The 25,272-nt window shown below is 44.5% G+C and carries 19 protein-coding genes and 1 pseudogene; 7 read left to right on the forward strand and 13 right to left on the reverse strand.

The window, feature by feature from the left end:
• Positions 1-29: 29 nt before the first annotated feature.
• From J07HQW2_RS00485 to J07HQW2_RS00495, 3 genes are all read right to left on the reverse strand, one after another.
• A complete protein-coding gene (locus tag J07HQW2_RS00485) occupies positions 30-1,079 on the reverse strand; it encodes a hypothetical protein (RefSeq protein WP_021053179.1) in 1,050 nt (349 codons plus the stop codon).
• 627 nt (positions 1,080-1,706) lie between these two features.
• The gene (locus J07HQW2_RS00490; protein ID WP_021053180.1) at positions 1,707-2,543 is read right to left on the reverse strand and encodes a hypothetical protein; all 837 of its coding nucleotides are present in this window, start codon (positions 2,541-2,543) and stop codon (positions 1,707-1,709) included.
• Positions 2,544-2,545: 2 nt separating this feature from the next.
• The gene (locus J07HQW2_RS00495) at positions 2,546-6,553 is read right to left on the reverse strand and encodes a beta strand repeat-containing protein (protein WP_021053181.1); all 4,008 of its coding nucleotides are present in this window, start codon (positions 6,551-6,553) and stop codon (positions 2,546-2,548) included.
• A 171-nt stretch (positions 6,554-6,724) separates the two neighbouring features.
• Here J07HQW2_RS00495 and J07HQW2_RS00500 point away from each other — a divergent pair, with 171 nt between their 5' ends.
• Both J07HQW2_RS00500 and J07HQW2_RS00505 read left to right on the forward strand, forming a co-directional pair.
• A complete protein-coding gene (locus J07HQW2_RS00500; protein ID WP_021053182.1) occupies positions 6,725-6,913 on the forward strand; it encodes an antitoxin VapB family protein in 189 nt (62 codons plus the stop codon).
• 2 nt (positions 6,914-6,915) lie between these two features.
• On the forward strand, positions 6,916-7,209 hold the full coding sequence (locus tag J07HQW2_RS00505) for a type II toxin-antitoxin system RelE/ParE family toxin (RefSeq protein ID WP_021053183.1): 294 nt from the start codon (positions 6,916-6,918) through the stop codon (positions 7,207-7,209).
• Between the two features lie 89 nt (positions 7,210-7,298).
• Here J07HQW2_RS00505 and J07HQW2_RS00510 read toward each other — a convergent pair whose 3' ends face one another.
• On the reverse strand, positions 7,299-7,502 hold the full coding sequence (locus tag J07HQW2_RS00510; RefSeq protein ID WP_021053185.1) for a hypothetical protein: 204 nt from the start codon (positions 7,500-7,502) through the stop codon (positions 7,299-7,301).
• 82 nt (positions 7,503-7,584) lie between these two features.
• On the opposite strand from J07HQW2_RS00510, the gene J07HQW2_RS00515 reads away from it, so the two are divergent.
• Positions 7,585-7,821 (forward strand): type II toxin-antitoxin system HicB family antitoxin, encoded by a 237-nt coding sequence (locus tag J07HQW2_RS00515; RefSeq protein WP_021053186.1) that lies wholly within the window; start codon positions 7,585-7,587, stop codon positions 7,819-7,821.
• A 246-nt stretch (positions 7,822-8,067) separates the two neighbouring features.
• Here J07HQW2_RS00515 and J07HQW2_RS00520 read toward each other — a convergent pair whose 3' ends face one another.
• From J07HQW2_RS00520 to J07HQW2_RS00540, 6 genes are all read right to left on the reverse strand, one after another.
• A complete protein-coding gene (locus J07HQW2_RS00520) occupies positions 8,068-8,526 on the reverse strand; it encodes an HVO_A0114 family putative DNA-binding protein (RefSeq protein WP_021053188.1) in 459 nt (152 codons plus the stop codon).
• Entirely contained in the window at positions 8,519-8,716 is a 198-nt protein-coding gene (locus J07HQW2_RS00525; protein WP_021053189.1) for a DUF6516 family protein, read from the reverse strand. Before J07HQW2_RS00525 ends, J07HQW2_RS00520 begins: the two co-directional genes overlap by 8 nt.
• Before the next feature lie 116 nt (positions 8,717-8,832).
• Positions 8,833-9,054 (reverse strand): integrase, encoded by a 222-nt coding sequence (locus J07HQW2_RS00530; protein ID WP_021053191.1) that lies wholly within the window; start codon positions 9,052-9,054, stop codon positions 8,833-8,835.
• A gap of 20 nt (positions 9,055-9,074) precedes the next feature.
• Positions 9,075-9,737, reverse strand: coding sequence for a tyrosine-type recombinase/integrase (locus J07HQW2_RS00535; protein WP_021053192.1), 663 nt, complete (start codon positions 9,735-9,737; stop codon positions 9,075-9,077).
• A 27-nt stretch (positions 9,738-9,764) separates the two neighbouring features.
• Complete coding sequence (locus J07HQW2_RS19705; RefSeq protein WP_394324599.1) at positions 9,765-9,878, reverse strand: type II toxin-antitoxin system CcdA family antitoxin; 114 nt, start codon at positions 9,876-9,878, stop codon at positions 9,765-9,767.
• Positions 9,879-10,183: 305 nt separating this feature from the next.
• Positions 10,184-10,522 carry a hypothetical protein gene (locus J07HQW2_RS00540; protein WP_021053193.1) on the reverse strand — a complete coding sequence of 113 codons (339 nt, stop codon included), beginning with the start codon at positions 10,520-10,522 and terminating at the stop codon, positions 10,184-10,186.
• 209 nt (positions 10,523-10,731) lie between these two features.
• Here J07HQW2_RS00540 and J07HQW2_RS00545 point away from each other — a divergent pair, with 209 nt between their 5' ends.
• Positions 10,732-11,118, forward strand: a complete 387-nt coding sequence (locus J07HQW2_RS00545) for a hypothetical protein (RefSeq protein ID WP_021053194.1) — start codon at positions 10,732-10,734, stop codon at positions 11,116-11,118.
• Between the two features lie 166 nt (positions 11,119-11,284).
• Here the strand turns inward: J07HQW2_RS00545 and J07HQW2_RS00550 are convergent, their stop codons facing one another.
• On the reverse strand, positions 11,285-11,752 hold the full coding sequence (locus J07HQW2_RS00550; protein ID WP_021053195.1) for a hypothetical protein: 468 nt from the start codon (positions 11,750-11,752) through the stop codon (positions 11,285-11,287).
• Between the two features lie 485 nt (positions 11,753-12,237).
• Here J07HQW2_RS00550 and J07HQW2_RS00555 point away from each other — a divergent pair, with 485 nt between their 5' ends.
• Complete coding sequence (locus tag J07HQW2_RS00555; RefSeq protein WP_021053196.1) at positions 12,238-14,247, forward strand: type II/IV secretion system ATPase subunit; 2,010 nt, start codon at positions 12,238-12,240, stop codon at positions 14,245-14,247.
• Entirely contained in the window at positions 14,244-16,268 is a 2,025-nt protein-coding gene (locus J07HQW2_RS00560; RefSeq protein WP_021053197.1) for a type II secretion system F family protein, read from the forward strand. The genes J07HQW2_RS00555 and J07HQW2_RS00560 overlap by 4 nt, the downstream gene beginning before the upstream one ends.
• A 176-nt stretch (positions 16,269-16,444) precedes the next feature.
• On the opposite strand, the gene J07HQW2_RS00565 is transcribed toward J07HQW2_RS00560, so the two are convergent.
• Positions 16,445-16,912 carry an SHOCT domain-containing protein gene (locus J07HQW2_RS00565; RefSeq protein WP_021053199.1) on the reverse strand — a complete coding sequence of 156 codons (468 nt, stop codon included), beginning with the start codon at positions 16,910-16,912 and terminating at the stop codon, positions 16,445-16,447.
• Positions 16,913-17,310: 398 nt separating this feature from the next.
• Between J07HQW2_RS00565 and J07HQW2_RS00575 the strand changes: the two are divergent.
• Positions 17,311-18,607, forward strand: a pseudogene (locus J07HQW2_RS00575) (RNA-guided endonuclease TnpB family protein).
• A gap of 780 nt (positions 18,608-19,387) precedes the next feature.
• Here J07HQW2_RS00575 and J07HQW2_RS00580 read toward each other — a convergent pair.
• A complete protein-coding gene (locus J07HQW2_RS00580; RefSeq protein WP_021053203.1) occupies positions 19,388-25,111 on the reverse strand; it encodes a PKD domain-containing protein in 5,724 nt (1,907 codons plus the stop codon).
• Positions 25,112-25,272: the final 161 nt, after the last annotated feature.

A 25,272-nucleotide genomic window follows, 5' to 3' on the forward strand; every position in this document is an offset into this window, starting at 1 on the left:
ATCGACACATTAAACCGAAAACAGACCAATCAATCTTCTATTTGAAGATACGCTAAAACTCCCGAAACGACGGTTTCCCAATGGTTTTTCAATACAGCATCAGATTGAGAAATATACAATCCATGTTGTGAATCCTCACTTAGTCGATTTGCTAATGTTAATGGGTCCGTGCCAACAGAATCGACTTCAACTGATATCTGTGATCCAACGTTTTCTTGAATTGCATCTCTCAGCAACTCTTTTCGTGACTGTTGAGCTAATCCACCAATCTTTATTCCATCTATATTCTGCGTCGCAAATTCAATTACTAACTCAAACTGAACGGTTTCAGCAAGTCTATCAGCATCGTACGGATGATCATACTCAGACAGCTTCGCTAGTTGTGGATATGATGATGGATGAATATCGGCTGAAGATGTCATCCATGTTGAGTCTGACGGATTACTGTATCCTCGACGAACCCACGCTGTTGTTGATGTATCACTTGCACATTGAATTGCTTGTGAACCTGTGTTTGGTGCATAACTCCCGCCATTCGCAGCGATAAATAATGGTCGAGATTCAGATCCATCTCCCGTTACCTGCTCAATACATTCGTTCTTTTGTTGAGCTGATTTAATATTGGAGACTGATGATGTCGCAACAACTCGATTAACTGAAACAAGCCATCCAGTAGATACATGAATTTGATCCATACCCTCTTGTGTCATCCAGATAGTTTGACCATCATGTTCTTGTTCATTAACATAATCACCAAGCGTCACTGTATACGGAGCAACAGACATTAATGGATCATATGCTGACCGAGGTCGATTAACTCGAATATTTGCCGCTCGTGTGATTCCTAATTTTGATTCAAGCAAGGGGGATACAATGCACGTCATTTCAGTTAACGGTCCCCAACTGTTAGGAGCTTCTTTTACTATCACGTCTGAAAAGACCTGACTTTTGATATTGATATTTCTTGAACTACCTATAGCATGATTAAATGCATCGGTCAGACACCCACTTAACGAAGTAATCCCAGCAACAGAACCTAATATTAGTGATCTTCGTGTCAATTCAGCTTCTGAATTCATGTGAAAATATTCATGCCATCTATCATATAATTTATCCTATAAAAATACAACTGAATCTGATTTAAACTTAATATTGATACGACTAGATTATTTGTTGACAATAGTTAATTCATAAATGCAAGAATTTTATCAATATATTCCTGAGATATCAGAGAAAGTTGTTATTGGGTCAGAATTGCTAATAATTCCGATTTGCCCCTGTGAGCGGCGTATATACCATTCATAAACTTAATTATATAATGCGGTATACCCACTAACAATGTTGTTAGTGGCGAATTGGGGACGTATGTAAGAGAGTAAGTAAAAATAGCGTTAGAAAAGCCAGTCTATGATCTAACTGAACTATACTAATACAACTACACTTCATTTCTACACAAGTTTATGTTCGTTGAGAGGGTGTAGTGGTGTCTTTTTCGATGCTCACTAACACCGATACCGATTTCGGCACTAACAACATTGTTAGCATGGCTTACCAGTTCAGTAAATGTAAGTATAGTTACCTTATTTACGATGTATAAAAACCATTACGTCTTATGCAACACACGAAGCTACGCTTATTAGTATATGACATAAGAAATCTCTTAGAATAATAACATACATATTTGAGCTATAATCTTGGACAAACAATTATCGAATATCGACCGTTGTTGTTTTGATGTAATATATCTCATTCTGCACTAGTTTTATCTCAACAGTATTAACAACAGAATCGGGCTGTGTTGTGTACGTTATTGAGTTGATATATCCTCCGTTTGTTGAGAGCTCAGCTGAGAGTTCATCTCTCCAATCATTTTCTGAAATCCTTGTTGGAAAGGTTAGTGCAACGAGTGAGTTTGAACTATTTGTTACAGTGTGTGAGTCTGTATCTGCACGTGAGAGTGAAATTAATGTCGGTGGATTTTCATGTACCTGTGTGTTTGACGACAAGGAGATAATTGAAATATTTCTTTGATCAATCAGTTGAATTTTATTCTGAAGTATTGCATTTTCCGATCCAGCGAGAGGTTCGTCTTGTTCTGATAATATATTTGATCGCTCAACTGTAAATATTTGAGACTTTCCAATATAATTATAATCTCGAGAAAACTTCAGTATCGAATGATCATTTGTAACTAAAAGTGTACCTCCATCCGTAGTTTGTACGTTTGATATAGTATAATTTTGATCCGATATGACTGATACGTGCTGTATCAAACTTCTACTGGTCAGAAAATACGACACTGTTTTTCCAACGTTTAATTGTCGAGAGACATCTGTTGCAACGACCTGTGTAACTGTTGTTGGAATAGTGGCTATGTCTTCACGAAATTCTGTGTGGGATTGCAATTCGCGACTCTCATTGATCGCCGGAACTGCTGTTGATGAAAGAACAGTTGAAGTAATGACGATGATCCCTAATACTAGTATAAATCCGATAGGAATTACAGACCCCTGAGTACGCTTTATTGAACTATCGACAAACATTATTATATAGCATTCAAATACAATACAAGAATATATCGACAGTGACTAACTGTGAGGTCAACCTGACCGACATTCTCGAAGAATCTCACTGTACCAGAGTCACTGTTTTGGTTCAGAGTGACAGTAAGTGTGACATTCTGTACCGTATCGGTGTTAACTTCAACAACAGACGATCCATCGGCGTCAATATCGAACTGCGCATCACCGTCGGAGAGGTCACCAGTTTCACCTGCAGCATTCACGCTAGCACGCGAACCGGCTGGCGACGCATCTGAGAACTCAGCGACTTCGGTTGTACCAACGTTGTCCGCAGTCAGACTAACAGTAGGGGTTGCCTGAATTGAATTCCCGTTAGCGTCGGTTGCATTGACAAAGAAGGCAGCCTGTCCAATCTCAGTGCCATCGCCAGCGATTGCGTTCTCAATTGGCGTGACAGTCACGTCAGCAGCCTGACCGGGCACCGCCTCGTAAGTGATGTTGGTCGAGCCGCTATCAGTCGAAGCGTTGATGACGTAGGTGCCGTCAGTGTCGCCGATCGTGAATTCGTAATTGGCAAGACCGTTGGAATTCGTCGTCAGCGCCGTCGTATTGAACGATGCCCCTTCCGAGCCATCAGGCTGCTGGGCGAGTTCAAGATTGACGCTTGCCCCACCGAAGGCATTGCCGGCTGCTCCGTCTTGGATAAAGACCGAGCCGGTGATTGTCTCATCAACAGTGGGATTATCGTCAGTAGTGGACTCGTCAACTGCTTCACCAGTGCCAATTCCGCCGAAGTCTCCACCGTTGCTGCCATCTCTGTTCGGACCAACATCAGCGTCGGCCGGATCTTCCCCAACGTTCGCGTCGGCGAAGACATTGGACGGGTTGACCTCGTTCGATTCGACAATCGTGTTCGCATTCGTGGTGACGTCGTTTCCGCTGACGGTCGTCGTCGTGACCGTCACATCCGCGTTGGACGCACCCGACGTCACATTGAGGAACAGCTGGTCAATCGTGATTTCACCAGCACCTGTTTGTGATACTGCATCGACATCGAATGACAACTGACCCTGGCTGTACTGGACGTTACTGACTGTGGCAAACTCAGCGTCAATCGATGTCGTCCCATCGTCGCCGTTACTGAGACCTGTCGTCCCATCGTTAGTAGCGGTGACGGACTGGTCGAACGTCACGCCAGTATTGTCTTCGAGTTCGACTGATACGGTCGTATCGGTGTCGATCTGATCGTTGACGTCTTCAGCGTCGATAACCAGCGCGTTGTCGGTTTCAGCGCCCGCGTTATTGGCAGCTATGTCCAGATCAACGAACTGACTTTCACCGTCAGCGTCGATGTCGACCGTTGCATTATTGTCGTTATTCAGCAACACGTCAGGGCGTTCGAGTTCAAAGAAGTCGTTCTCCGGATCAGTGTTGTTACTCGTTGTAGTCACCGTGGTCCCCGACGAGGGGCTCGTTTCCACGACGATACCCACAGCCACAGAAGTCTCGTCAGGCACCGAGGAGGCGACACTCACCGGCGGTTCGTTCAGGGAGAGAACGTCATTATTCCCGATATTCTGTGGATTATTGAGAGTAACCACAATCTCATTCTGGTTAATGTTAATGTTGATGTTGGTGACGCTCGGGACACCTGTGGTGACTTCTGCATCAAACGTCTGGTCGTCGTTATTAGCCACGGTAGTCCCTGTCGACGCACCGGTTACGAATGTAACATCGCTCCGGTTCGTCTGGATGACTATATCAGAGCCTGACCTGAGCGGATTGTTCGTCTGGAAGTTGACGTCAATCCGATCTGCTGCGCCACCGACGATGTTAACGAAGTTATCGTTCGTATCGGTGGCACTAGCGCCAATGACCGCTTGACCTGCCGGATCATTAGCATCACCGTTGCCAATGTCGATCTCCGGCTTTTGGATGTTGATGTCCGGGTTATTGCTGGAGGACTGCGTTGTTACATCACCGGTCGTGCCGTTAGCGACGACCGTTGCCGAAAGCTTCGCGTCTTCGGCATTACCGGTCGCGTCAACGTCTAGCGTATCGCCCGCCGTAGCATCAATGGAAACCGAGTCGCCGGCGTCGAAGTGCGCCGTCACCGGAATGGTAAGCGCATCTTCAGTCAGCGTTGCCGACGAGATGTCGACTTCGGTGTTGCCGGTTGTCACTGCCGTCAGCGTTGTCGGATCGGTATCCGTGTTGAACGTGACGCCGTTGCTGGCGTTAGCGTTGATAACGATGTCAGTCTGGTTGGCGATCTGACCGTCAACGTTGGTTCCAGTCTGAACTACAATCGGGCTCAGGCTGGTTGCATCTTGATCATTCCCACCAGCACTGATATCCTGCGTCGCGCCAGTCTGGATCTGCGGTTTCTCCGCCGTCACTAGCGCAGTATCCAGGTTGCCGGTCGCGAAGTCCACGTTGATGTCGCTGGCCACGCCACCCTGGGAAGCGGGGACGTCCGAAGCCACGTCAACGGAGACGCCGCTCACACGCAGGATTTCGCCGTTCACCGAGGAACCGCTGTGATTGATGCGGAGCGTGTTCTCGTCGACGATCTGCGACCCCGTTATCGTTATGTCGAGGTTGCCGCTCGTCGTCGTCACGAGCAGGTCCGTTGCGGATTCGTTGATCGTGACGCCATCCGGCATCTCGAAGATCGTCCGTGCGGATAGCGGACTACCGCCGCCCGAGACGTCTCTGACGCGAATCAGGTCAAGTTCCTGTGCGGCGCTGCCAGCACGGAGATTTTGCGTAGCGCTGCCACCGATGTCCGTGCTAATCTCGTTGTTGCTGTCGCCCTGGAGGTCGAATCCAGACGGATTCTGTAACAGGGTAGTGCTTTGTAGTGCAGCCTGATCTGGTGTTCCAGTATTACTGCCAGACTCAACTGGATCAACATCACCGGTATTAACCTCTATCTGATCGGTATTAATATCATCACTAGCAATATCGCTATCTGTGGAAAACGTGCCTGACGTTGAGTCTGCTGAGAAAGTTGCTCCGGTTATCGACGTAGCACGTTGACCATTATTATCAACAAATGTCAGGTCAGATGCGTCAAGACCACCGTCGCCCCCGTCTTCAACTTCTTCGGAGAACGTCACCGTGATCTCGCTGGCTGCAGATTGCCGTGCAGATGTAATGAACGGCGCTAATGCGTCTATCGCCGTTTGCTGTCGGGTACCAACTCCCGTGGTTCCGGATTTATCCACGATAGCAGACTGATCAACAGTTATAGTTGGATTGCTGCCAGTGCCACCAACACCAGAAACACCCACTACCAACTGCTCATCATTGGCGCTCGCACCAGTCGAGACGCTGTCGACACTGCCTGTACCAATGGAGGTAATGAGACTCGTATCAAGTCCGGTTGCAGTATCATCAACTTCTTCAGAGAACGTTAGTTGAATCTCATCGACCTGTCCAGATGAATCTGCATTATTTGTTTGAGCAGAGTTGAAGATAATCTGTGAGTCAACGAAACCACTAGTGTCTGTAGCCGTTTGATGTGTTGCAGATTGGTCCGACGCCGTGATGGTGTTAGTACCACTGCCTTCGGTAGCCTGACCGGTGGTATCGTATGTTACGTCAAACGACACCGTAACTTGGTCATTAGCAGCACCAGCATCGTCTGTTGAGGTAAACGTAACAGTGTCTGTTGGGCTCCCCGAAGATGTGAGGCTGCCCACTGTTACCTCACCAGTATCACCACTGGTCAGTCGGAGGTTGGAGACTGAATCTATCGATGCAGCCCCGTCTACAGTTTGAGAAAGATCGACTGATATGTCTTCTTCATCTCCATTTGTTTCATGTGTGTACTGAACATCGTATGTAACAGCCACATCGTTCTGTTCAGGCTCAATGTCCGGGGCCGTAACAGAGTTGACGCTACTGAGCCCGTCATTGTTGGCTGCCGCCGCCGTCCCAGCAAAGCCACCGATGGCCACCATCGAAATGACCATCACGGCGGCGAAGAAGACGGCACTGGATTTCTCGACGATATTGCCACTCATGCTACCATCTCACTGTACGGGCTAGCCGCGCTCACGTAGCTACTCGATTGGGCTGTACGAATCGTGCCGGATTAAGAAGAAACAACCATATTTCTGATAATGTCTGTGCAGTTATGATCGGGGCCATCCACCAGAATAAGAGTTAAAAGGTGAGCGTGCAATCTTGTAAATATGTCAAAGGCCACAAAGCGGATTCCTCTCCGTGAGGGAACCTTCGAAGACCTGGGCGAACTCAAAGGAGCAGGAGAGACGTGGGATGATGTTGTGAAAGAACTGATCGAGGCCAAGCAAATGGAAAACCGACGAGAGTTACTCGAACGAACTGATGACGACGATTTCGTGCCGCTCGATGAGATATAACCGTGGGTTTCACTGTCTTGTTGGGGAATCAACCACGCGAATTTCTGGCTGACGCCGGTGAGAAGACCAATCGGATTGTCCGAGATAATCTCAAACAGCTAGCGGATGATCCATATCCCCGTCCCGGATCAGGGGGTGGGGATCGAGAAAAACTTCCTGTAGATGGTCGAGAAATGTATCGGCTCCATATCGGGCGGAGCTATACGGCATTTTATACCATCCATGATGATGCAAGCGAGGTTCGGGTTCGTGAGATTCTTCCAATCGATGAAGCCCACAAACGCTATGGAAATTAACATAATGAGCGATACAAATTGTGATGATTCAAACTCAGAACAGAAGATTCAGGAGAATATTGACAAAGCTGTTGAAGATATAAAATCTCTTATCTCTTGATTTTGCAACCCTCGACGAAGTCAAGGAAGCGTTCAGACACGACTGAAATAGAGTTGCCGACTCGATAGTCTTCAGGATCGCCACCAAAATCAGCTGCAAGGTCTTTGCGTACCTCTTTCCGCACCTCTTCGATATCCTCTCGGAGCGTCTGAATATCTTCGTCGGTCATCGGTCGGGTCTGATCTCGCGCCATCGAATATTCGTATGAATCCTACGACATTAATAGAGAGGGTGACAACCAAATTCTTATTCTCCCAGTCACGCAATCAATCGATATGAGCACAGAATCTGACACCAATCAAGATCCCCCAATTGGGACAACCATCACGCTCAATTACGACGACGAGTGGTGGGTAGCAAGCGATGAAGAGACGGGTGTCACGAGCCAAGGAAAAACTCGACAGGAAGCCCTCAGAAACCTCGATGAAGCACTCGAAGGATATTACGGAGAAGGTGAGTCTCCAGACAATTCGGAACTTCGAGATATAGGGATCGATCCAGAACAGAATTGAAGATATAATGGAAAGATGCGACGTGAGGATTCATATGACTAATCACCTTAATTAAGTGTATGTCAAATCCAGATCGTGTGGATAGAGACCCAGAGGAGGATATGCTACCCGATGAGCGCGCTGTAATCGCTGACCGCGCATCCGGGTCGGGTTAGGTGAACTTGATGATGAGGAGTTCCTATCCACAGACGAGGTTGCTTCTAAACTCGGGTTTGAGCAACATAAATAGACATGTCAAAATATACGTTAGGCAAGAGCAGAATTTTCTCCAGCCGAGAGTCCAGCAAGCTCCACATCAAGATGAATCCGCTCGTATGGGACATACGGGCGTTTTGACTGGCCTTCGTCGATGATGAACAGAAGACCATGATCGGCGAGGAGGCTGACATCGTCGTGAACCGTGCGATAGTCTCGTTCAAGCTCGTTGGCTACTGCGGTAATGCTTTCAGCCGCACCGTCGATATCGATGAGGTACTGTAACAGTTCGATTCGGCGATTTGTGAGGATTTTGCGTAGGTTGCCAACAGTAGCGAACGAGACCACAGCTGGTTGTGATTCCCCGTCAGCAATCTTCTCTCCGGCGTCAAGGGTGTCCTCTTGCATGGTCTCAAAGCTCTCAACAGTTACACGAAGGAGAGCTGGGTAAGGACGATCACGGGGATCGCTGTACTTGTCAGGCCAACCGTTGTCGATTGAATTAGTCATGGTCTGTGTTTTCGATGCTAGTTAGATGATTGACTTCTTGGAGAAATCGAGCAGCATGAGCAGTGATACTCTGGAAATTAATGTCGGAGTCCGTGCCGAAATTGATGTGTCGGTGGTGCCATCCGATGTCATCTGCATCATGTGCGTTGTCATATCGGAGTATGTCCCCAGTCTCCGGGGTAGTCTTCATCCGGAACGGCAAATATCTCAACCCGACCACCGGGGACAGCACGGTTCAGCTCCAGCGCATCTACCATCTATTATGTGGTATGAGGTCATAAAACATAAATTATTCGCTGGTCGGTCTCAGTCAAGAACCGTGAGGCCAGCATCATCGTAGATCTGCTTCAACTTACGAGGAGAGTAATCGAGGTAGTGTTTCTCCAAGACAGATTCAGGAACTCGACCAGCAAAGGCATCGATGTAGCTTGAGTCGATGCCAAGGGTAGCCATCTCAGAGGCAAACCACCGGCGGAGTAGCTGTGGGGTGATCTTCACACCAGACTCCTCGGAAGTCCTCTGGAACATCTTGAGTACAGCGGGTTTGCTCACCTGGAACAACCGATCATCACCATGTTTTCGGTGGGGTGGGGTTTGTATGCCGCAAACGCCGCTTCTGCCTCCTCGTTGTAGAAGGACACCCACGTTTGCTTGCTCTCAGATTCCTTGTCGGGGATCAGCATCCGATCCTCTTCAGTGATATCATTCAGTGTGAGCTGCACCAACTCAGCGGATCGTAACCCCGAGGTCGCATACATCAGGAAGACCGCCTGATATCGGCGGGTATCGATAGCGTCGTAGAACGTCTGTAACTCATCTTTGGTCGGGACAGACGTTGGATTCGGGCTGATATTTGGGATCTTGAAGCTGCTGGCAGCCTCGGTATCGACGAACTCACGGAAGAAAACCCGGGCGGCAGAAAGGATGTTCTTGTGTTTAGCATCGCTGATTGGCTGCTCTGATTCAATATACGCGATAATATCCATTTCCCTGATAGCTGCAGGTGGTTTCTCAGCATGACGAAGCAGTCGACCAACGTATCGGGTATGCTGATCGAGCGTCGATTGACTCCGGTTAAGAACCGTTTTGCCGTACTGTTCATAGTCAGCAATGATCTTATCAACGGAGGCATCAGCATACTCTCGTGACGGCTCCGACGCTTGCTGCTCACGGTCGTCATCGATGGGTGAGTCTGACGCAGACAATGACAAAACAACCTCTTCATCGCTGGTGAGAGCTTAAACGTACTGTCTCAAAGCCCTCTCGCTGACACCTGAGATATTTAATCCCAGCTCTTTGGCTTCAGAGTGGATATCTGGATCGAGCGTGATATTGACTCGCTTTTTTGCCATCAGACTCACCGGTCACTCTACTTTATGCACATATTGCACATTTTATTTTCGGTTAACCGCATGATCATCGGGAATTAAGACCGAAAGTGGAGTACATATGTTCTCCGGACGAAGGAATAAATATATGTGAGTCAGTGTGTGCCACCAGTGGTCGCATGGGTCACAAGACGGTCATCTAAGAGTATTCAACCATCCAACTAGATCTATCGACAGCACACCAGTTTCCAACTAAATATTTACAGCGGAAATGTGGTGTGAACCGTAATCGAGTTTCCCTGTTTGAAATGATGGTCAAGAAACGCAAGTTACCGGTCAGCAGCCAGCATTTCAAGCCACATAGATAGTTTAGTAAACTCTACAGCCATGCCAGTGACATCTACCCTATAGGTACATTTCCTGGATATTTCGCGTCGAATACCGTGCTCGTTGAACGCATAGTCCATTTTCTGCTCAACTTCGCGAATTTCAGACATTTCTTCGACCGGTGGTTCGACAGTTTTCTCAACGATGTACGTCACTACATAGTTGGCTAGTTCGTATCCCTGTTGAAATCGTACAAAACAGTTTTGATGGGTCTCTCCATTACTAAGAGTATCAGCAATCGCTAACAGTGCCTCAAATCGTTCAGGATTGTCTATTGCCATTGCTGGTCCAATCTCTCTGGATCTGGATATTCGTTGTGATATGTACTGTCCGTCGCTCGTCAGCTAACTCTCCACAGAGGAGGCATCTTCCCAGTCACTCACTGGCTGTTACCATCGAGTAATGAGCAGTTTGGGTATGCGTGTACTCTTATCAGACTGGTGATATTACAGCGGTGATACTACATATCAGTAGAATAATAGTGGAAAAGATGGTACAAGAAACAGTTCGATACTCCGATTCGATTGTTGAATCCGTCGAAGAAATGGTAGATGAAGGCATATTTGATGATAAGTCGAAATTCTACCGATTTGCGACAGAATCACTATTAGAACAATTAAAGCCAGACTACGACCCAGAGATGCTCAACTACGATGATTTTTCCGAAGCCACTCAGCGAAATGCGGAGACATACACTGCTGACCAGTCAGCGAAGAGTCCGTTTTACCAATCTGCGATTGCTGTCCGTCGGCACGCTCGACGCGGGGAAATTAAGACTGCTGAGGAATATATTGATACGCAGTATCCGTCGGGACAAGGCGAATATTTGCTCCTTGAGGCGTTGTTAGATTACTATAGCGGGGCTGACGAGGGATAAATAACTGATACTATTCGGCTTCAGTTCAAATATGTCAAAATATTACTATGTCTGCAATGAAAACCATTTCCGATCTTCTCACTGAGAGAGTGGCACACGCCATCCAACGTCGGGGGTGTCTCGAGTCCCTCACAATCTCAGGATCAAAACCCCAAGAAATGCAGTCTCATACCTGCTCTAGTTCTTGACACGTACGATTGTCCCTGTAATGGTCACTGAACGATTCTTCTACCGTGCCACCACAGGATGGACACGTGCCAGCCAGCTTCTGTCGGAGTATTGATAACCCAACGTCTAGATCACGAGCTTCTGCTCCCCAGATATTATCAGCCACATATACCGTCGTTCCCTCGATGCCTTGCAGATGTCCTGCCAAGCCAATCGTTGCCATCACATCAAACGGGAGTAAGTGTGGTTCTGCATCGCCAATATCGATCATCACCTTGTCAGCAGTCGTCACATCAAGATACTCCTCTCTCGAATCTGCGTCACCAGTATGGACTGTGATATGTAGTTGTGCTACTTCTGAGGCGGACGGCAAGTGTGCAACGTACACCTCAGCGATATAATCAACTCGGTCACATATGTTCTCAAATAACGATTCAATATCAATGGTTTCAGTTTTCTGCGTCATTGCCAGCAGAAACACAGGAAGATTCCATCATAAAACTATCTCCTATTTTGGATGACCATCATATAACGAGAGACTGAATCCTGAATATGCGCTGATCAGGGTATTTCTAGCTTACTACTCCAGCGTCGATAATCATATATGTTGACCCACAACAGACGGTATGAACCGTCAGTCAGGATTTGCTCTGTCGATGTTCATTGTCAGCCTCTCGATGGGGCAGACGGCTCTAACCGAATCGGGGCTTGTCCTTGAGATAGCTCACACCTATGTAGTCTGGTGTGAATAACTTGTCATACTGAAAGCAATTTACTGAATTAACTCAACTATCTTTCTACTCAGTAATTGGTGTCACCTGTGCATTGTCTCAAGAATCTTTGAACAATTGAATCCACGGTGGAGTATTAATTAGATTTGTTATACTATATTACACTCTGAACGGTAGATAGATTTATTTGTATTTATTATATGTATGAACTATATTAATTATGTCTCAGAGTACTAGCGATGTTTTTGATGACGTTCAAATAAATTCAGAGACAATATCTTCAACGCAATTTGAAGATATGACTGTTGTTGAAGAGTATGACGTGAATAAATATTCTTATGTAACGATTCTCAAATCCGATCTGAATAATGAATATCTATACCGAGTGTGTGAACCAGAATTAACAGATTTTGAGGAATTAATTCGATCAGAAGTGGCAAGTAAACTCGTTGATGCATTGAAATATCATGATTTCTTGCAGATTGATCAAGATCTGCTTCCAAATGTCATCAGACAAAAAGCATACAATATTTTGTCTACATATGTTGTAACTAACAACCGAATAGTTGATTCTGTTCGATCATTGTTCGGAAGAGATTCAGTAACAATGCTAGGTGAAACTGAAATCGAAAATATTCTGTATTATATTGTTCGTGATTTCTCATATTATGGAAAACTTACCCCACTGATGGAAGATCCGAATATTGAAGATATATCATGCAATGCATCAAACATTCCACTATTTATTTATCACTCAGAGTATCAAGACCTGATGACCAATGTTGTGTATGATGGTAATGAGCTCGATCAGTTCGTTCGAACATTAGCACAGTATGCTGAAAAACATATTTCCATCTCTGATCCATTGCTTGAGGGAGCACTCCCTGACGGGTCTCGACTGCAAGCAACATTGTCTGATGAAGTAACTGGTGATGGTAGTAACTTCACAATTCGACAGTTCTCAGATACTCCATTCACGCCAGTTGACTTGATCAAAACAAACACCTTCTCACTGGAACAAATGGCATATCTGTGGCTTGCAATTGAAAATAATAAGTCACTGATTTTCTCTGGTGGAACCGCAAGTGGCAAAACAACTTCGATGAATGCAATTTCATTGTTCATTCCGCCAAGATCAAAAACAATTACAATTGAAGATACGCGTGAGATTTCACTTCGACACAATAACTGGGTAAAATCGATTACTCGTGATTCATTTGGCAGCGAGAATGTTGGAGAAATTAATATGTACACGTTACTTGAGTCAGCATTGCGTCAACGACCAGAATATTTGATTGTTGGTGAGATTCGTGGTGAAGAAGCAATAACATTATTTCAGGCGATGAGCACCGGTCACACCACTTACTCTACAATGCACGCAGATTCTGTTTCTTCAGCGATTTACCGGCTTGAAAACGCGCCAATCAATGTCCCTCGTCAAATGATGAGTTCATTAGACATCATGTGCGTTCAGACACAGACCCACATTGGAAATACAAGAGTTCGACGAAATAAAGTATTAGCTGAAATTGGTAATGTCGACGCAGAAAATAATACATTACAAACAAAGAATATTTTCGAATGGACTGCAGAATCTGACTCATTTAAACAATATAGTGATTCAGACTTGCTCAAACAGATCCAATCTCAGCGAGCCTGGTCAGATACTGAATTACAATGGCAACTTGATGCTCGAAAGGAGCTATTAGAATACTTAGTAACTAATGATATTACTGACTATGAGACGGCATCCGACTTAATTCGAGCGTTTATTCTTGATATTGAGGGAATCTATGAATTAATCATAACAGATCAACTTGACGATGAAACGAGTAATTTTACTAATACCAAAGAGCTAATCACACAATCACGTGAGAATAACGCTACTGAGAAACCTGACGAGGAGGACACAAACAGCATATACAATACAATGTTTTCATCCATTCGCAAAGCCTTAGGACAAGACACAAAATTAGAGTATAATACGCTTTCATATGAGGATCCATTACAAAATCCACTAATCCCCGATCCTGATAAAGCCAAACTTGATCCAGTTAGTTCAAATAACGACATAAGGTCAGAACAATTGACCGATAAGAATCAATCTACAGCTGTATCAGAGACAGATTCTGATCAGACAACACAGGATAACAACTCAACTGAAATTGATACAAAAATACTACTAGAATTACTTAGACAAGGGGTTAAACGATCAAAAAACAGCAAATGAAGTCACAACTCAAAAAGACACAACAACTCAATGACACACTAACCGATCTAAGCTTTACTCAGTCACTTTTAGAGGCAAGTATTGATAAACATGCGTATGCGCTGTTTGGACAACTATTTATTGGGAATAAAGACTCATATAGTGATTTCCAAAGAAAACTTAATCAAGCACGGATTCCGCTGAGCCACGATGTCTATCTGTCTCGAGTTTTATTCTATAGTATTTTTAGCCTGATCGTTGGGACTCTGTTATCAATTACCGTTCCATTGATCATACAAAATTATGCTGTGTACTTATTTGAAGGGATCTCCGGCATGGAGACAGTATCGACTGCCGTATCAATAAAACCAGTTGTTGTGGTTGGGTTAATTTCGTTTCTCATATTTGGTTTAGGTGGATTTATGACTACCTTTTTAGGCTTCATTCTCTACCCCGTGTACATCGCAAACGAGCGAAAGCGAAAAATAAATATTAATCTCCCATTTGCGACGACATTCATGTATGCAATGTCTCGTGGCGGTGTTACCATTATAGATGTTATTAAGACTGTAGCAGAAGCAGAAGACACCTATGGACAGGTTTCTGTTGAATTTCAAGGGATTGCAAACAGCACTCATTACTCAACAAATGACCTGCGTAGCGCTATTAAAAACGAAATAGACATCACCCCGTCTGCAAAGTTGAGTGAGTTCCTTGAAGATCTGATTAATATCATTGATACTGGATCAGACATGGATACGTTCTTTTTGAATAGATCAGAAACGTATATTGAAGAATCCAAAGAAGAACAAAAACAAATCCTCGATCAGCTTGAAGTAATGAGTGAAGTATATATTGTACTGTTCGTCGCATCACCTATCTTTGTCTTAGTGATTAATGTCGTAATGCTCTTTCTTGGAGCATCAAATGCCAATATCCTATATGCACTAGCATATTTGGTAATTCCACTCGGTGGAGGAGTTTTCATCGCAATTGTTTGGATTATCTCTGAATCTCAAACAGAATCTGTCTCAAAACTAGATAATACAGATGACCATATTTTCATAGAAAATTCATACGACTTAGAGGCTGCTAACGCGGATGAACGATACAGTCAATACAGAAAACAGAAGCTACGAAAATGGCTCAAACAAGGGTTAGTCGATTCATATAAAATAATCATTGAGCGTCCGGTATACACATTTATTTTTACAATTCCAGCAGCAATTGTTGCTGTAGTATTTTTACAAGAGAATACGATTGCTGAATTAACTCACTCAGCATTCATCCAAAATCCAGAGACGAACTCGTTGTACTTACTGTACATTCCAGGTCTCATCGCAATGATACCTTTTGTTATTCTCTATGAGCTGCAACAACGCAACAAGAGAGTGGTTCTTCGACGTATCCCTGAAGCATTTAGCACCGCTGCTGAGGCAAATAGTCGAGGATTAATGCTTAGTGACTCATTTGACGTCGTAGCAAACAATTCAACAGACTATCTTTCCTCAAAATTGCAGGTAGCTATCAATGAGAGTCGATGGACAAACTCATTTGAAAGAGCGCTTATTCGATTCGCTAATGACATTGAAGTCTCTCGACTTTCACGAACAATCAAACTTGTCACAAAAGCAAACAAACTGACCGGAGACATTCAAGCCGTGCTTGAGATAGCTGCTAAAGATCTAAAACTCATGGCTGAATTAGATGCTGAACGAGTGAAACAATCATATATGCAGATTGTTGTGATCTTTGTCTCATACTTCATTTCAGTTTGCATCATTGTCTCCCTTGAAATAATGTTTATCCAAATGCTTGGAGATTCAGCGTTTCAAACAGGGAGTGGCGAGCTAGATACGCTTGGAGGGATAAACACTGGAATACGTCAAGAGATTAATCTTATATTGCTACATATAGCAATGGCTCTTGGAGTAACCTCAGGAATTGTCGGATCAACAATGGCGAACAATGACCCCCTCAAGGGTATCAAGTTTGCACTCATTCTCTCGGGAATAGGGCTATTTGCATTCTTGATTGTTTAGTAGTCAAATATCTTATATATAGTATCAAAGTAGAATACAATGGATAGAATAATCTCACCCGATGAGTCAGATTCTGCAAACCCTTCTGAAATCTCTAACAGTCGATCAATGATTGGTATTTTGATCCAACGTCTGTGCATTGAATTCACCTGATAGTTTGCCTACGTCTGCATCTATCAACTGTCTCTCTCCATATCACTGATCCGATTGACACGCCGTTTAAATTCATCATCATCGATTTCACCGGATGCATATCGTTTACGAAGCGTCATCAGGGGGTCATCATCTGATTGTGTTTCATCTGTGTTTACATTAGTCGCGAATGTCGTTGTCTGATATATTATCATCAAGGAGGCGACAACAACAGTGCCAATAAGCCCTGAAATGGCAAGTAACAAACTGCTAAGCGGTCCCCGATGAGCCGCCGCTCTGTGTGGACCAGCGTTTGCTGGTGCATTTGCCTCTGGTGGTGGTCCAGCACCGACAGGAGGGCCTCTAGTTTGAAATAACTCTATTAGTGGCTCAATGAACAATGTGGTCGTCATGAATAGTAGCGTTCCAATGGCGATTCCCCCAGCAAGTGTCAGGGCAAGCGTCTGCTGACCTGATAGAGAACCAAGGCGTTGGACAACTGTATTGTCCATGATAAAATTAGACAATGGATGCTTCTAAGATTTCGAGATATGGTAGATAATCAGTGGCAACGTTCAGCAGCTGTATGTGAAATATGAGGACGATACAAGGGCGAACGAAAAAATAACTGGAACAGATAGATGTGTAGATCTTGCTGTAACGGATTCTGATCGACCTGAGACTCCTACGCCACTTCCAATCGCTGTTGACTCACCAAACGGTGGAGAATCTGTTTACGGAGAATCGAGGAGAAAGCCTCGCGCTTCAGCGCGGGAATGAATCCGACGAACCCTCCACAGTCCACAGTCCACCGCCTGATAACACGGCAGGATATTCCACGCTGTGGCAATACCCATCCCATACCATTAACTAGGAATACTGTCAGAACGATAGATACGATACGATACGTATGGCAAAACAGGTTGTCACGCGCACCTATACTGCTTCCATTCGGAATCAGTCACGGGTGTCCGACGATCTTGATGCCCTTGGGTTCGCAGCCTCGAAACTCTGGAACGTCGGACGGTGGACGTGTAGTCGCATCTGGGGTGAAATCGGTCACATCCCGAACCACACCGAACTCACCGCGTACCTCAAGAATCACGAGCGCTACGATGACCTGCATTCGCAGTCAAGTCAGCGAGTGCTTCAAGAACTCGCTCTCGCTGAAGCGTTCCGTGGGTGGTACGGCAAACGACGCAACGGAGACGTGAGAGCGAACCCGCCCGGCTACCGCAAACGTAAGTGGTGACGAACACCCACGGAGCACGGTGACGTTCAAAGCCGCTGGCTTCAAACTCGATACCCAGTACAACCGCGTCCGGCTCTCTCAAGGCGCCAACCTCAAGAACTATTGGTCGGACTTCATCCTCTGTACATTCCACACTCGCCCCGACGTTGACCTCTCCACTGTAGAGGCCGTCCAGCAAGTGAAAGCAGTGTGGACAGGCGACGAATGGGAACTTCGCTTCGTCTGTCAAGTGGAGATTGAGGTATCTGAGTCGCCCGGCGAGAAGACCGTCGGTGTTGATCTCGGTATTAAAAATTTTGCCACGCTCGCCTACGAGGACGGTCACAGCGAGCTGTACCCGCTCAATTGCTTGAAACAGGACGACTATTACTTCAGCAAACGGATTGCTCGGTGTGACGACTCACACTCTGAGCAAGCCACCCGGCTGAACCAGAAGAAGTCGGAGCGCCGCACTCACTACTTCCACGCGCTCTCGAAGCACATTGTTGAACGGTGTGTTGAGGAGGGCGTTGGAACTATCGTGGTCGGCAATCTCTCCGACATCCGTGTGGATGAGAAGACCGATGAGGCAAAAACTGGGGTAGGCATGGAAAACCTCGATCTCCACTCGTGGGCGTTTGACCGGTTCACGAAGCTGCTCACCTACAAAGTAGAGACGGAAGGCATCACGGTTGAGCAGGAGTCTGAGCGCAATACGTCGAAGTCGAAGTCGTGTTCGTGTTGCAGCCGCAAGCGGGATGGGAACCGCGTTGAACGCGGGTTGTACGTCTGCGATACGTGCGGTACAGTGGCGAACGGGGATGTAAACGGTGCTGAGAACATTCGACAGAAAGTATCTCCGAGTTCACCGAATCTGTCGGTGAATAGGAGTAACGGCTGGTTGGTACAGCCATCGACGTTCCTGTTTGACAAGGAGACTGGTGCGTTTGCACCTCAAGAACGGGTTAGATCGTAAACCACAATGTCCCAACTCAGCGGTGCGGTGCCGTGGGAATCCTCGCGCTTCAGCGCGGGGAGGATGTCAAGTCAGCATTATATTGAGTCCCAGTTAACAATCCACGTTCCACCCTTTCACCAATATACTCTCCGTGATGCTCTACGGATTCGTCGTCGTAAAAAGAGCATTTCGACGTGTGAGATTCAGGCACTAATTCAAATGGAAGCCTTCTGGCTTCGAGGTTGTGCTTGAGTTTTTGCTTGAGCTTACCGAGCTGAGTTTGGACGAAGTTCTGAGCCGTCTTATTACCAAGATTTACGTTCTGGTTTCCATCTTTCCCATCACTGACGTACGCAGTGTCAATACGGTGTTCGATACAGTAATTGGTAATAGTCGGACGATCTTGTTGAGGTAGTCGTTGATGGCGTATCGACGTTCTTGATGAAGCTTCTCGATACGCTGAGTCGTACCGTCGATACCTTGCTTATCCTTGATTGATAGTAAGCAATCTTACTGTTATGACGGCGATTTTGAGACCTGAGGTATCATCCACCCACGATGAATGATCGACCTCACCAATCACAACAGGTCGCAAGATTGTCTACGCCAAGCCACGACCCTTCGACTGTCTCGATTTCCTCTACTTCCTGCTCGTATGAGACACAGTTCGGTCGGAAATGCACTCATCACCGAACAATCAGACGACAACAAATCATAATCAAAGTCACGGTCAAATTAAGCAGGTAGATAGTTCTGACACATCACTGCTACAATACATCTCTGAAGATCGTGCAGTTATTATCTATTAAGATTGATTCGCTGATCAGCGTTGTCATAATGCGATGATCGAGCCCCACTTGCGCATGTGCCACTAATTTCATCACTGCTTGAAGCTCGATCTTCAATTCCTGCTCTGATATATCCTTCACCATTTCCAAAGTATTGTGATGGAACAGTCCAAGTGTACATGTATATCTGGTTCCGTCCAACGTTAGTTGGATCGTCAATATATGATGCAATTTCAGTAAAACGTCCTGCAGTTTCATCGTGGTACCATAATTTAATATTCACTCCGTCACGTTGCGTGTACGACCCTGTATTTCTTGAATTATATTTCACTGAAATGGTTAGCTGATCTGTTTCTTGCGTATTCACCTCAATCCACCTAATGTCATCATTTCGATTCCTCGTAGAGCAAGAATCATGAGTTCCATAGCTTCGTCCATCACCTGCAACAGTGATTGGTGGTTCAACAGTTTCAACAATTACATCAATCTGCCTGAACACAACATTACAGCCGTTATTTTCAACACGGAGATCAACCGTATACTCTCCTGGTTCCTCAAACATATGTGAGACAACTTCACCAGTTCGAACAGTTCCATCAGGGAACGTCCATTCATACGATATGATATCTCCACCTGATGATGATGATGCATCGAACTGAATTGACTCCTCAGCATCGCCTGTGTACACTGATCTTGTTGTATCAACAGTGAGTCCAATATCGTCGATTGTGAGCACTGTTGAATTTGTATCGGTGTTTCCACGTTCATCGATTGCAGTCATTTGAACAGTGTATTGTCCGGCACATTGATACTGATGAGAAACTGTTGAACGAGTTCCTCCCTCAACATCAGATACGGATACTGTCTCAGAGATCCCGTCACCAAATGAATATTGATGCTCCACAACTGGGACTGTTGTATCATCGTATGAACCTGCAGATGATGATCCAATGATGGAGATTGGTGTTTTTGCTCTCGAGTTTTCGGATGTTTCAACTGACGGGTTTCTTGCAGTTGGACCAAATTCTGGAAGAACTACCGGTGGATCAGATACATTTCGCACACTAAAATGCTCGACATCTGTTTGCATAGATTCGACATCCTGGAATTTAACAGCTAATGCATATACATCTGCTTTTGCACTGAGTCCTGTGATTGGTCGTTTATCTGTTGATTGAATACTTTGACTCACTGAATCATATTCTCTAATAAATGCCATTGGATCTGATTGATCAATCATATCATATGTTGTCGAAGCCGTTTTATTTACTGCTAGTACTGTTGCTTCAATACGTCCATCGTTGAGAATATCTCCTTGAAATATAAGTTCATGTGAGTCTAAAACTGTTGGATCTTCAAGCATCTGAACGTGTCCAATCGTCTGTTCATCCTCAAACAGACGTCCTTGCTGTAGCGTATCCAACTCCTCGACCGAGACGTTTGGATTGCAATCAAATCCACTGCTTCGTGAGTCATCGTCTGGGAATCCAGCGTATACTTGAATATCATCTACTTGTGCTCCTTGAAGATATTTTGGAACTGTTAGAGAGTCATCTGTTTGCATGCCAATCGTAAGAAGATCCACTGGCGTGTGAAGCGATGATCCTGTGCCGAGCTTTGAGAATTGAGCTGAATTAATACTGTTAGCTACATCATCTGGATCCTCAACTCGAGCAGTTTCATCGATGTTTGTCAATAATAGTTTCACACCCTCAATTAATCGATTATCTGAATCAGTATCTGATGGATCCGTCTGCGGGTATGCCTGTGTATAGATAAGCTCATCAGCATCTACAACTGTTGTGATGCACATCCATTCACTTCCTGGTTTATCTAATCGCAGTGTTCGCTCATCTGTGATTATAACCGTTGGACTCACGGAGAAACTATCTTTTTCTGTGTTAATTATCTCTCCTGTGGAATCAATACTTTGAATCAAATGCCGTGTTTTGAGCGTCTCAGACACTCCTGGTGAGATTGATGGAACTCCTGCTCCAACAGTCGGAGCACACGGAATGTCGGTTTCTACATCTTCAAGACACTCTGGTCGTGAATCGGTTTCAGAAGAGAACAGATTTACTTTACTCTTAAGCTGTTGCCTGTGAACAGTCTCGATATTCCCATCTAACCCTTTGGTTCCAGCAGCGATGACAGGTCCACGTGGTTTTTGTACTGTGTCAATTGTCCGAAGTCTATATTTAATCGTCACGACATCGGCGTTACCCAACTCTTTATTGAAACTATCTTTATTGACTGAGTCTGCAACGGATGTCATATGAACTGTTGATTCTGGGAATTCAAATACCGAATTTAATCCATTTGAGCCTCCTCCAAATCGACTCTCTTGTGTGCGAATGAATTCATCGGCTAATTTTGTCTGTACTTCACAATCGACGAGCCGACCGACAACCGGAATTGAATCAACTATCTTACTTACGGTCCCACAATTTCCACTTGATTTTACCGTTGCATCAATTTTTACTGAATCAGTTCGGTCAGCAACTGTTGATCCTTCATACTTTTCAAAATCATAATAGATAAGAAGATTTTCGTCGAAGGATTGTCCCTCAGTTGTCTCTTCTTCAATTATAGCTGGAGATAAGAAAAGCCTATTTGCTGGAATGATTGATGAATATGGAGAGCTTGTTACAGTTGAGAGTTGACTGTCCGGTGGTGATCTTATTAGCTCATTATCGTCAATGAGTCCTGATAGAGAGTTACATCGAATAGTTGTTTCTCCTTCTTCGAATGTGCACGATCGATAAAAATCTCCAAGATTATTAAGAGAGAGAATAATACGTCCGTTGTTATTTACTGTATACAAATCAGTATTTGATTCTGTCCACTCTAATTCGTCTTTAGGATCATTTTTACAATCACCAATATAATATGGACAGATATCATTTCCATTTATGATTCCATCTTTATCGCTGTCTCGTGCTGCCCAGTCATAATCTACCACCGGATATGGTTTTTCAGATGTAATGTATCCATCCACAGGACAGTCTGTTCCAGCGTTAATATGTGGTGCGCTACATTCAATTGTGTATAACTCAACTGTCGTTTGATCTGATGTAACATATGTGTCACAGCCCGTCGTGTCTCCTGATGCAGTTGCTGAAATGACTACGGTGTGTTCAATCGCTTGATCATCAGCGGAAAGTCCAAGTGCATCATTGAAATTGTCTGAATCTGGAGACACGAGTAATCGGAAGGTTTCGTTTTCACCTGCGATATGCTCTATCTGATCGATTCTTGTTTTATATTCAACGACACCATCGTTAACTATAGAAGCTCTAAACGTCCAATCCTTGTTTACCTGCCCTTCAGAATCTATGAGGATCTCAATTCGTTCTGTTCGAACATCAACAGGACCATTCACACGTATGTCTGTAATCTGTGGCTGAAGTGATGATGTCTTCCCACCGAGTTGTTTTGTCACCTCAAATGTACAATCATCGATATTTCCCTCTGTATCAGTGACATACAGTGTGTGAAACTCGTTTTTGAACGGTTCTGGTGATTCAGCAATCGCTTCATATTCTGCTTTAATTTGATTTGTGTCTCCGTTGATTTTGTCTTCTTTATACACCTCATTTTGTGTTTCCCATTTATACGATTCAATTTCATCATCTGGATCGAAAGAATCCTGACCATTGAATGTAATCGATTCCGGATTATATGTATATGTAGAGATATACTTCGGTCCTTCATACATGTACATCGGCTGTGTCCCCTCAACAGAACGTTCAAACGTAACAACTACATCATAAATTGATCTTTTATACTTATGAAGCGACGCATAGTCTGGGCTTGTATACGTGTAATATGTTCGTGTGGTTATCTGCTTGTAACCAACTTTTTCTATCTTATTAATCGTTGATTGGACGTATTCATAGTCTCCCTCAGCGTAGTAAATTCGGAAATCGTTATCAACTGTAATATCAAGCTTATCAACTAACTTGGCGACAGTCTTCGTGTCTCCAGTTTTATTTGTTTCAACCCCGAGATTATCATCAACTCTGTTCCAACCAGGTCCAGGAGATCCGGCTGTAGACACATTTGTTGCACTGACAATTGCAATTGTCGTTGGTTCTACAGAGTAATCTACAACCCACGAAGTCCCCTCCCTATCGTTTAATCCAGGAATATCTGCCGGTCCATTATAACTGGGGAATTCTGCTGTATTTGCATCTTCCTGGACAAGCACTTGTCGAACACCGTCTCTAGAACTTACTTGTTCCCATCCAGAGCCCTCTGGGAGGGTATCTTTACTAAGAGTGTAGGTTACTTCAGTTCCAACCTTATTATCAACACTAACGTCTGATAACGCCCACCCTGATCGTGTTCCATATTGCTTCTTGAGTAACTGCCATGCATTTGATCGCTCGTCAGCTGTTACTGAGTTCTCCCGTGGAGTATTTCGAATTGTTACTTCAAACGTCTCAGTCGATGCCTCTCCGGTTGAATCAGAGATTTTATTCCATTTATCATTCGGTGCAGTGATTAATTTCTGTGTGTGGATTCCAATTGATTGAATTGTTGGACTACTCTCACTTCGCTCAAATCCAACTTGATATGGTCCCCCTGGAAGTGCAACGGGAGGTATTCCTGAACGATCCTCTTCAGGAGCATTAATTGGATCAGGAACACCTGTGACAAATCCATCAGAGCCCATTCCACAAACCGTTTCAGTTGGTTCAATACCTCCAGAGATTATTTGCTGACATTGAATCTTAAATGCATCAGGTGATTTAGTACTATATCGAAGAATAAGCTCATTATTTACATTAATATTATCTGATCCACGCTTACTAAGTCTGTAAATACAGATAATAGAATTTCCTGTATCACTCGTATGACATTCAGCAAATCCAGCTGGATTTGATGGAAGTGTGTATACTTCACCAACCGGAGTATTACTACCTTTCAGTGGTGTTAAGCTAATATCTTCTCCTGTTGGGGTGTACTGAACAACAAGCGTTTGTGACGGACTTGCTGAAATCGAATTTGTAGATGTTGTTATATTAACTGGATTATCTCCATTTGAGAGAACTGTCGTTGAACCAGCTCTGATATCTTGAATGTTCGAAAACTCTCTCACAACAGACCGCTCTCCCGGTGGAAGCTCACTTGACTCAAGATATCGCTCAGCGTCGATAGTTGATCGATACTGTGTTGGAACCTGTATAGACCGAGCTGCTTCAGAGACAGACTCAGACTGAATTTCTCCACTACTGATAACACTCCTTTCATCTGCAGTACCTGTTACTGGGACAGTAAGCCGATTGGCTTCAAACACTTGGTCTGTCTGAAGAATAGAAGCTGTCACATCAAGATTATGTGGACCTTCAGTTTGATACTGAAGGACAAACTTTGCTTCACCATTGTAATCAGACACTGACTTTGCTGACTCTGTTGGATACAATCGCATAACTGTTGATGACTCAATTCCTGCTGACTCAACGGTGACAGAAACAGGGACTATGTGTGGATATCTGCCTAACTCATACACTCCATCTAATTGTACATATACCTCAGTAACCCCAGGATCATCTAACTCATTTGTTGTATGTGAAATATCGACCGTCTTCAATCGTATATCTGACTCTGAGAAGCTCTCAAACGTAGATGCGTCATCGATCGCTGCTGATGTATTATCAGTTGCTACGGTAATAGTCCCTGTAAATACCACAAGTGTCAGCAGAAAACATAAGATGTACGAATGTTTCATTAATATGATATATTCAGTGTTCACACAAATATGTTTCTTTAATTTAGTATCCGTGATTCATTAACATCAAATTCTAAGCAAGGTTCTAATCCATATTCTTGACACGCATTGGTAGAATCGTCACTGAGTGATAACGCAAGCCTCACATCAACCTCTTCAGT

Source organism: Haloquadratum walsbyi J07HQW2, from assembly GCF_000415985.1.
Taxonomy (GTDB): Archaea; Halobacteriota; Halobacteria; order Halobacteriales; family Haloferacaceae; genus Haloquadratum; species Haloquadratum walsbyi_B.

What these genes read in the sequence shown, in the direction of transcription:
- J07HQW2_RS00515 (WP_021053186.1), top strand. Translation starts at nt 7,585, where the DNA reads ATGAGCACAGAATCTGACACCAATCAAGATCCCCCAATTGGGACAACC.
- J07HQW2_RS00550 (WP_021053195.1), bottom strand. Translation starts at nt 11,752, where the DNA reads ATGACGCAGAAAACTGAAACCATTGATATTGAATCGTTATTTGAGAAC.
- J07HQW2_RS00495 (WP_021053181.1), bottom strand. Translation starts at nt 6,553, where the DNA reads ATGAGTGGCAATATCGTCGAGAAATCCAGTGCCGTCTTCTTCGCCGCC.
- J07HQW2_RS00555 (WP_021053196.1), top strand. Translation starts at nt 12,238, where the DNA reads ATGTCTCAGAGTACTAGCGATGTTTTTGATGACGTTCAAATAAATTCA.
- J07HQW2_RS00520 (WP_021053188.1), bottom strand. Translation starts at nt 8,526, where the DNA reads ATGACTAATTCAATCGACAACGGTTGGCCTGACAAGTACAGCGATCCC.
- J07HQW2_RS00560 (WP_021053197.1), top strand. Translation starts at nt 14,244, where the DNA reads ATGAAGTCACAACTCAAAAAGACACAACAACTCAATGACACACTAACC.
- J07HQW2_RS00545 (WP_021053194.1), top strand. Translation starts at nt 10,732, where the DNA reads ATGGTACAAGAAACAGTTCGATACTCCGATTCGATTGTTGAATCCGTC.
- J07HQW2_RS00485 (WP_021053179.1), bottom strand. Translation starts at nt 1,079, where the DNA reads ATGAATTCAGAAGCTGAATTGACACGAAGATCACTAATATTAGGTTCT.
- J07HQW2_RS00565 (WP_021053199.1), bottom strand. Translation starts at nt 16,912, where the DNA reads ATGGACAATACAGTTGTCCAACGCCTTGGTTCTCTATCAGGTCAGCAG.
- J07HQW2_RS00525 (WP_021053189.1), bottom strand. Translation starts at nt 8,716, where the DNA reads ATGAAGACTACCCCGGAGACTGGGGACATACTCCGATATGACAACGCA.
- J07HQW2_RS00500 (WP_021053182.1), top strand. Translation starts at nt 6,725, where the DNA reads ATGTCAAAGGCCACAAAGCGGATTCCTCTCCGTGAGGGAACCTTCGAA.
- J07HQW2_RS00510 (WP_021053185.1), bottom strand. Translation starts at nt 7,502, where the DNA reads ATGGCGCGAGATCAGACCCGACCGATGACCGACGAAGATATTCAGACG.
- J07HQW2_RS00580 (WP_021053203.1), bottom strand. Translation starts at nt 25,111, where the DNA reads ATGAAACATTCGTACATCTTATGTTTTCTGCTGACACTTGTGGTATTT.
- J07HQW2_RS00540 (WP_021053193.1), bottom strand. Translation starts at nt 10,522, where the DNA reads ATGGCAATAGACAATCCTGAACGATTTGAGGCACTGTTAGCGATTGCT.
- J07HQW2_RS00490 (WP_021053180.1), bottom strand. Translation starts at nt 2,543, where the DNA reads ATGTTTGTCGATAGTTCAATAAAGCGTACTCAGGGGTCTGTAATTCCT.
- J07HQW2_RS00530 (WP_021053191.1), bottom strand. Translation starts at nt 9,054, where the DNA reads ATGTTCCAGAGGACTTCCGAGGAGTCTGGTGTGAAGATCACCCCACAG.
- J07HQW2_RS19705 (WP_394324599.1), bottom strand. Translation starts at nt 9,878, where the DNA reads ATGGCAAAAAAGCGAGTCAATATCACGCTCGATCCAGATATCCACTCT.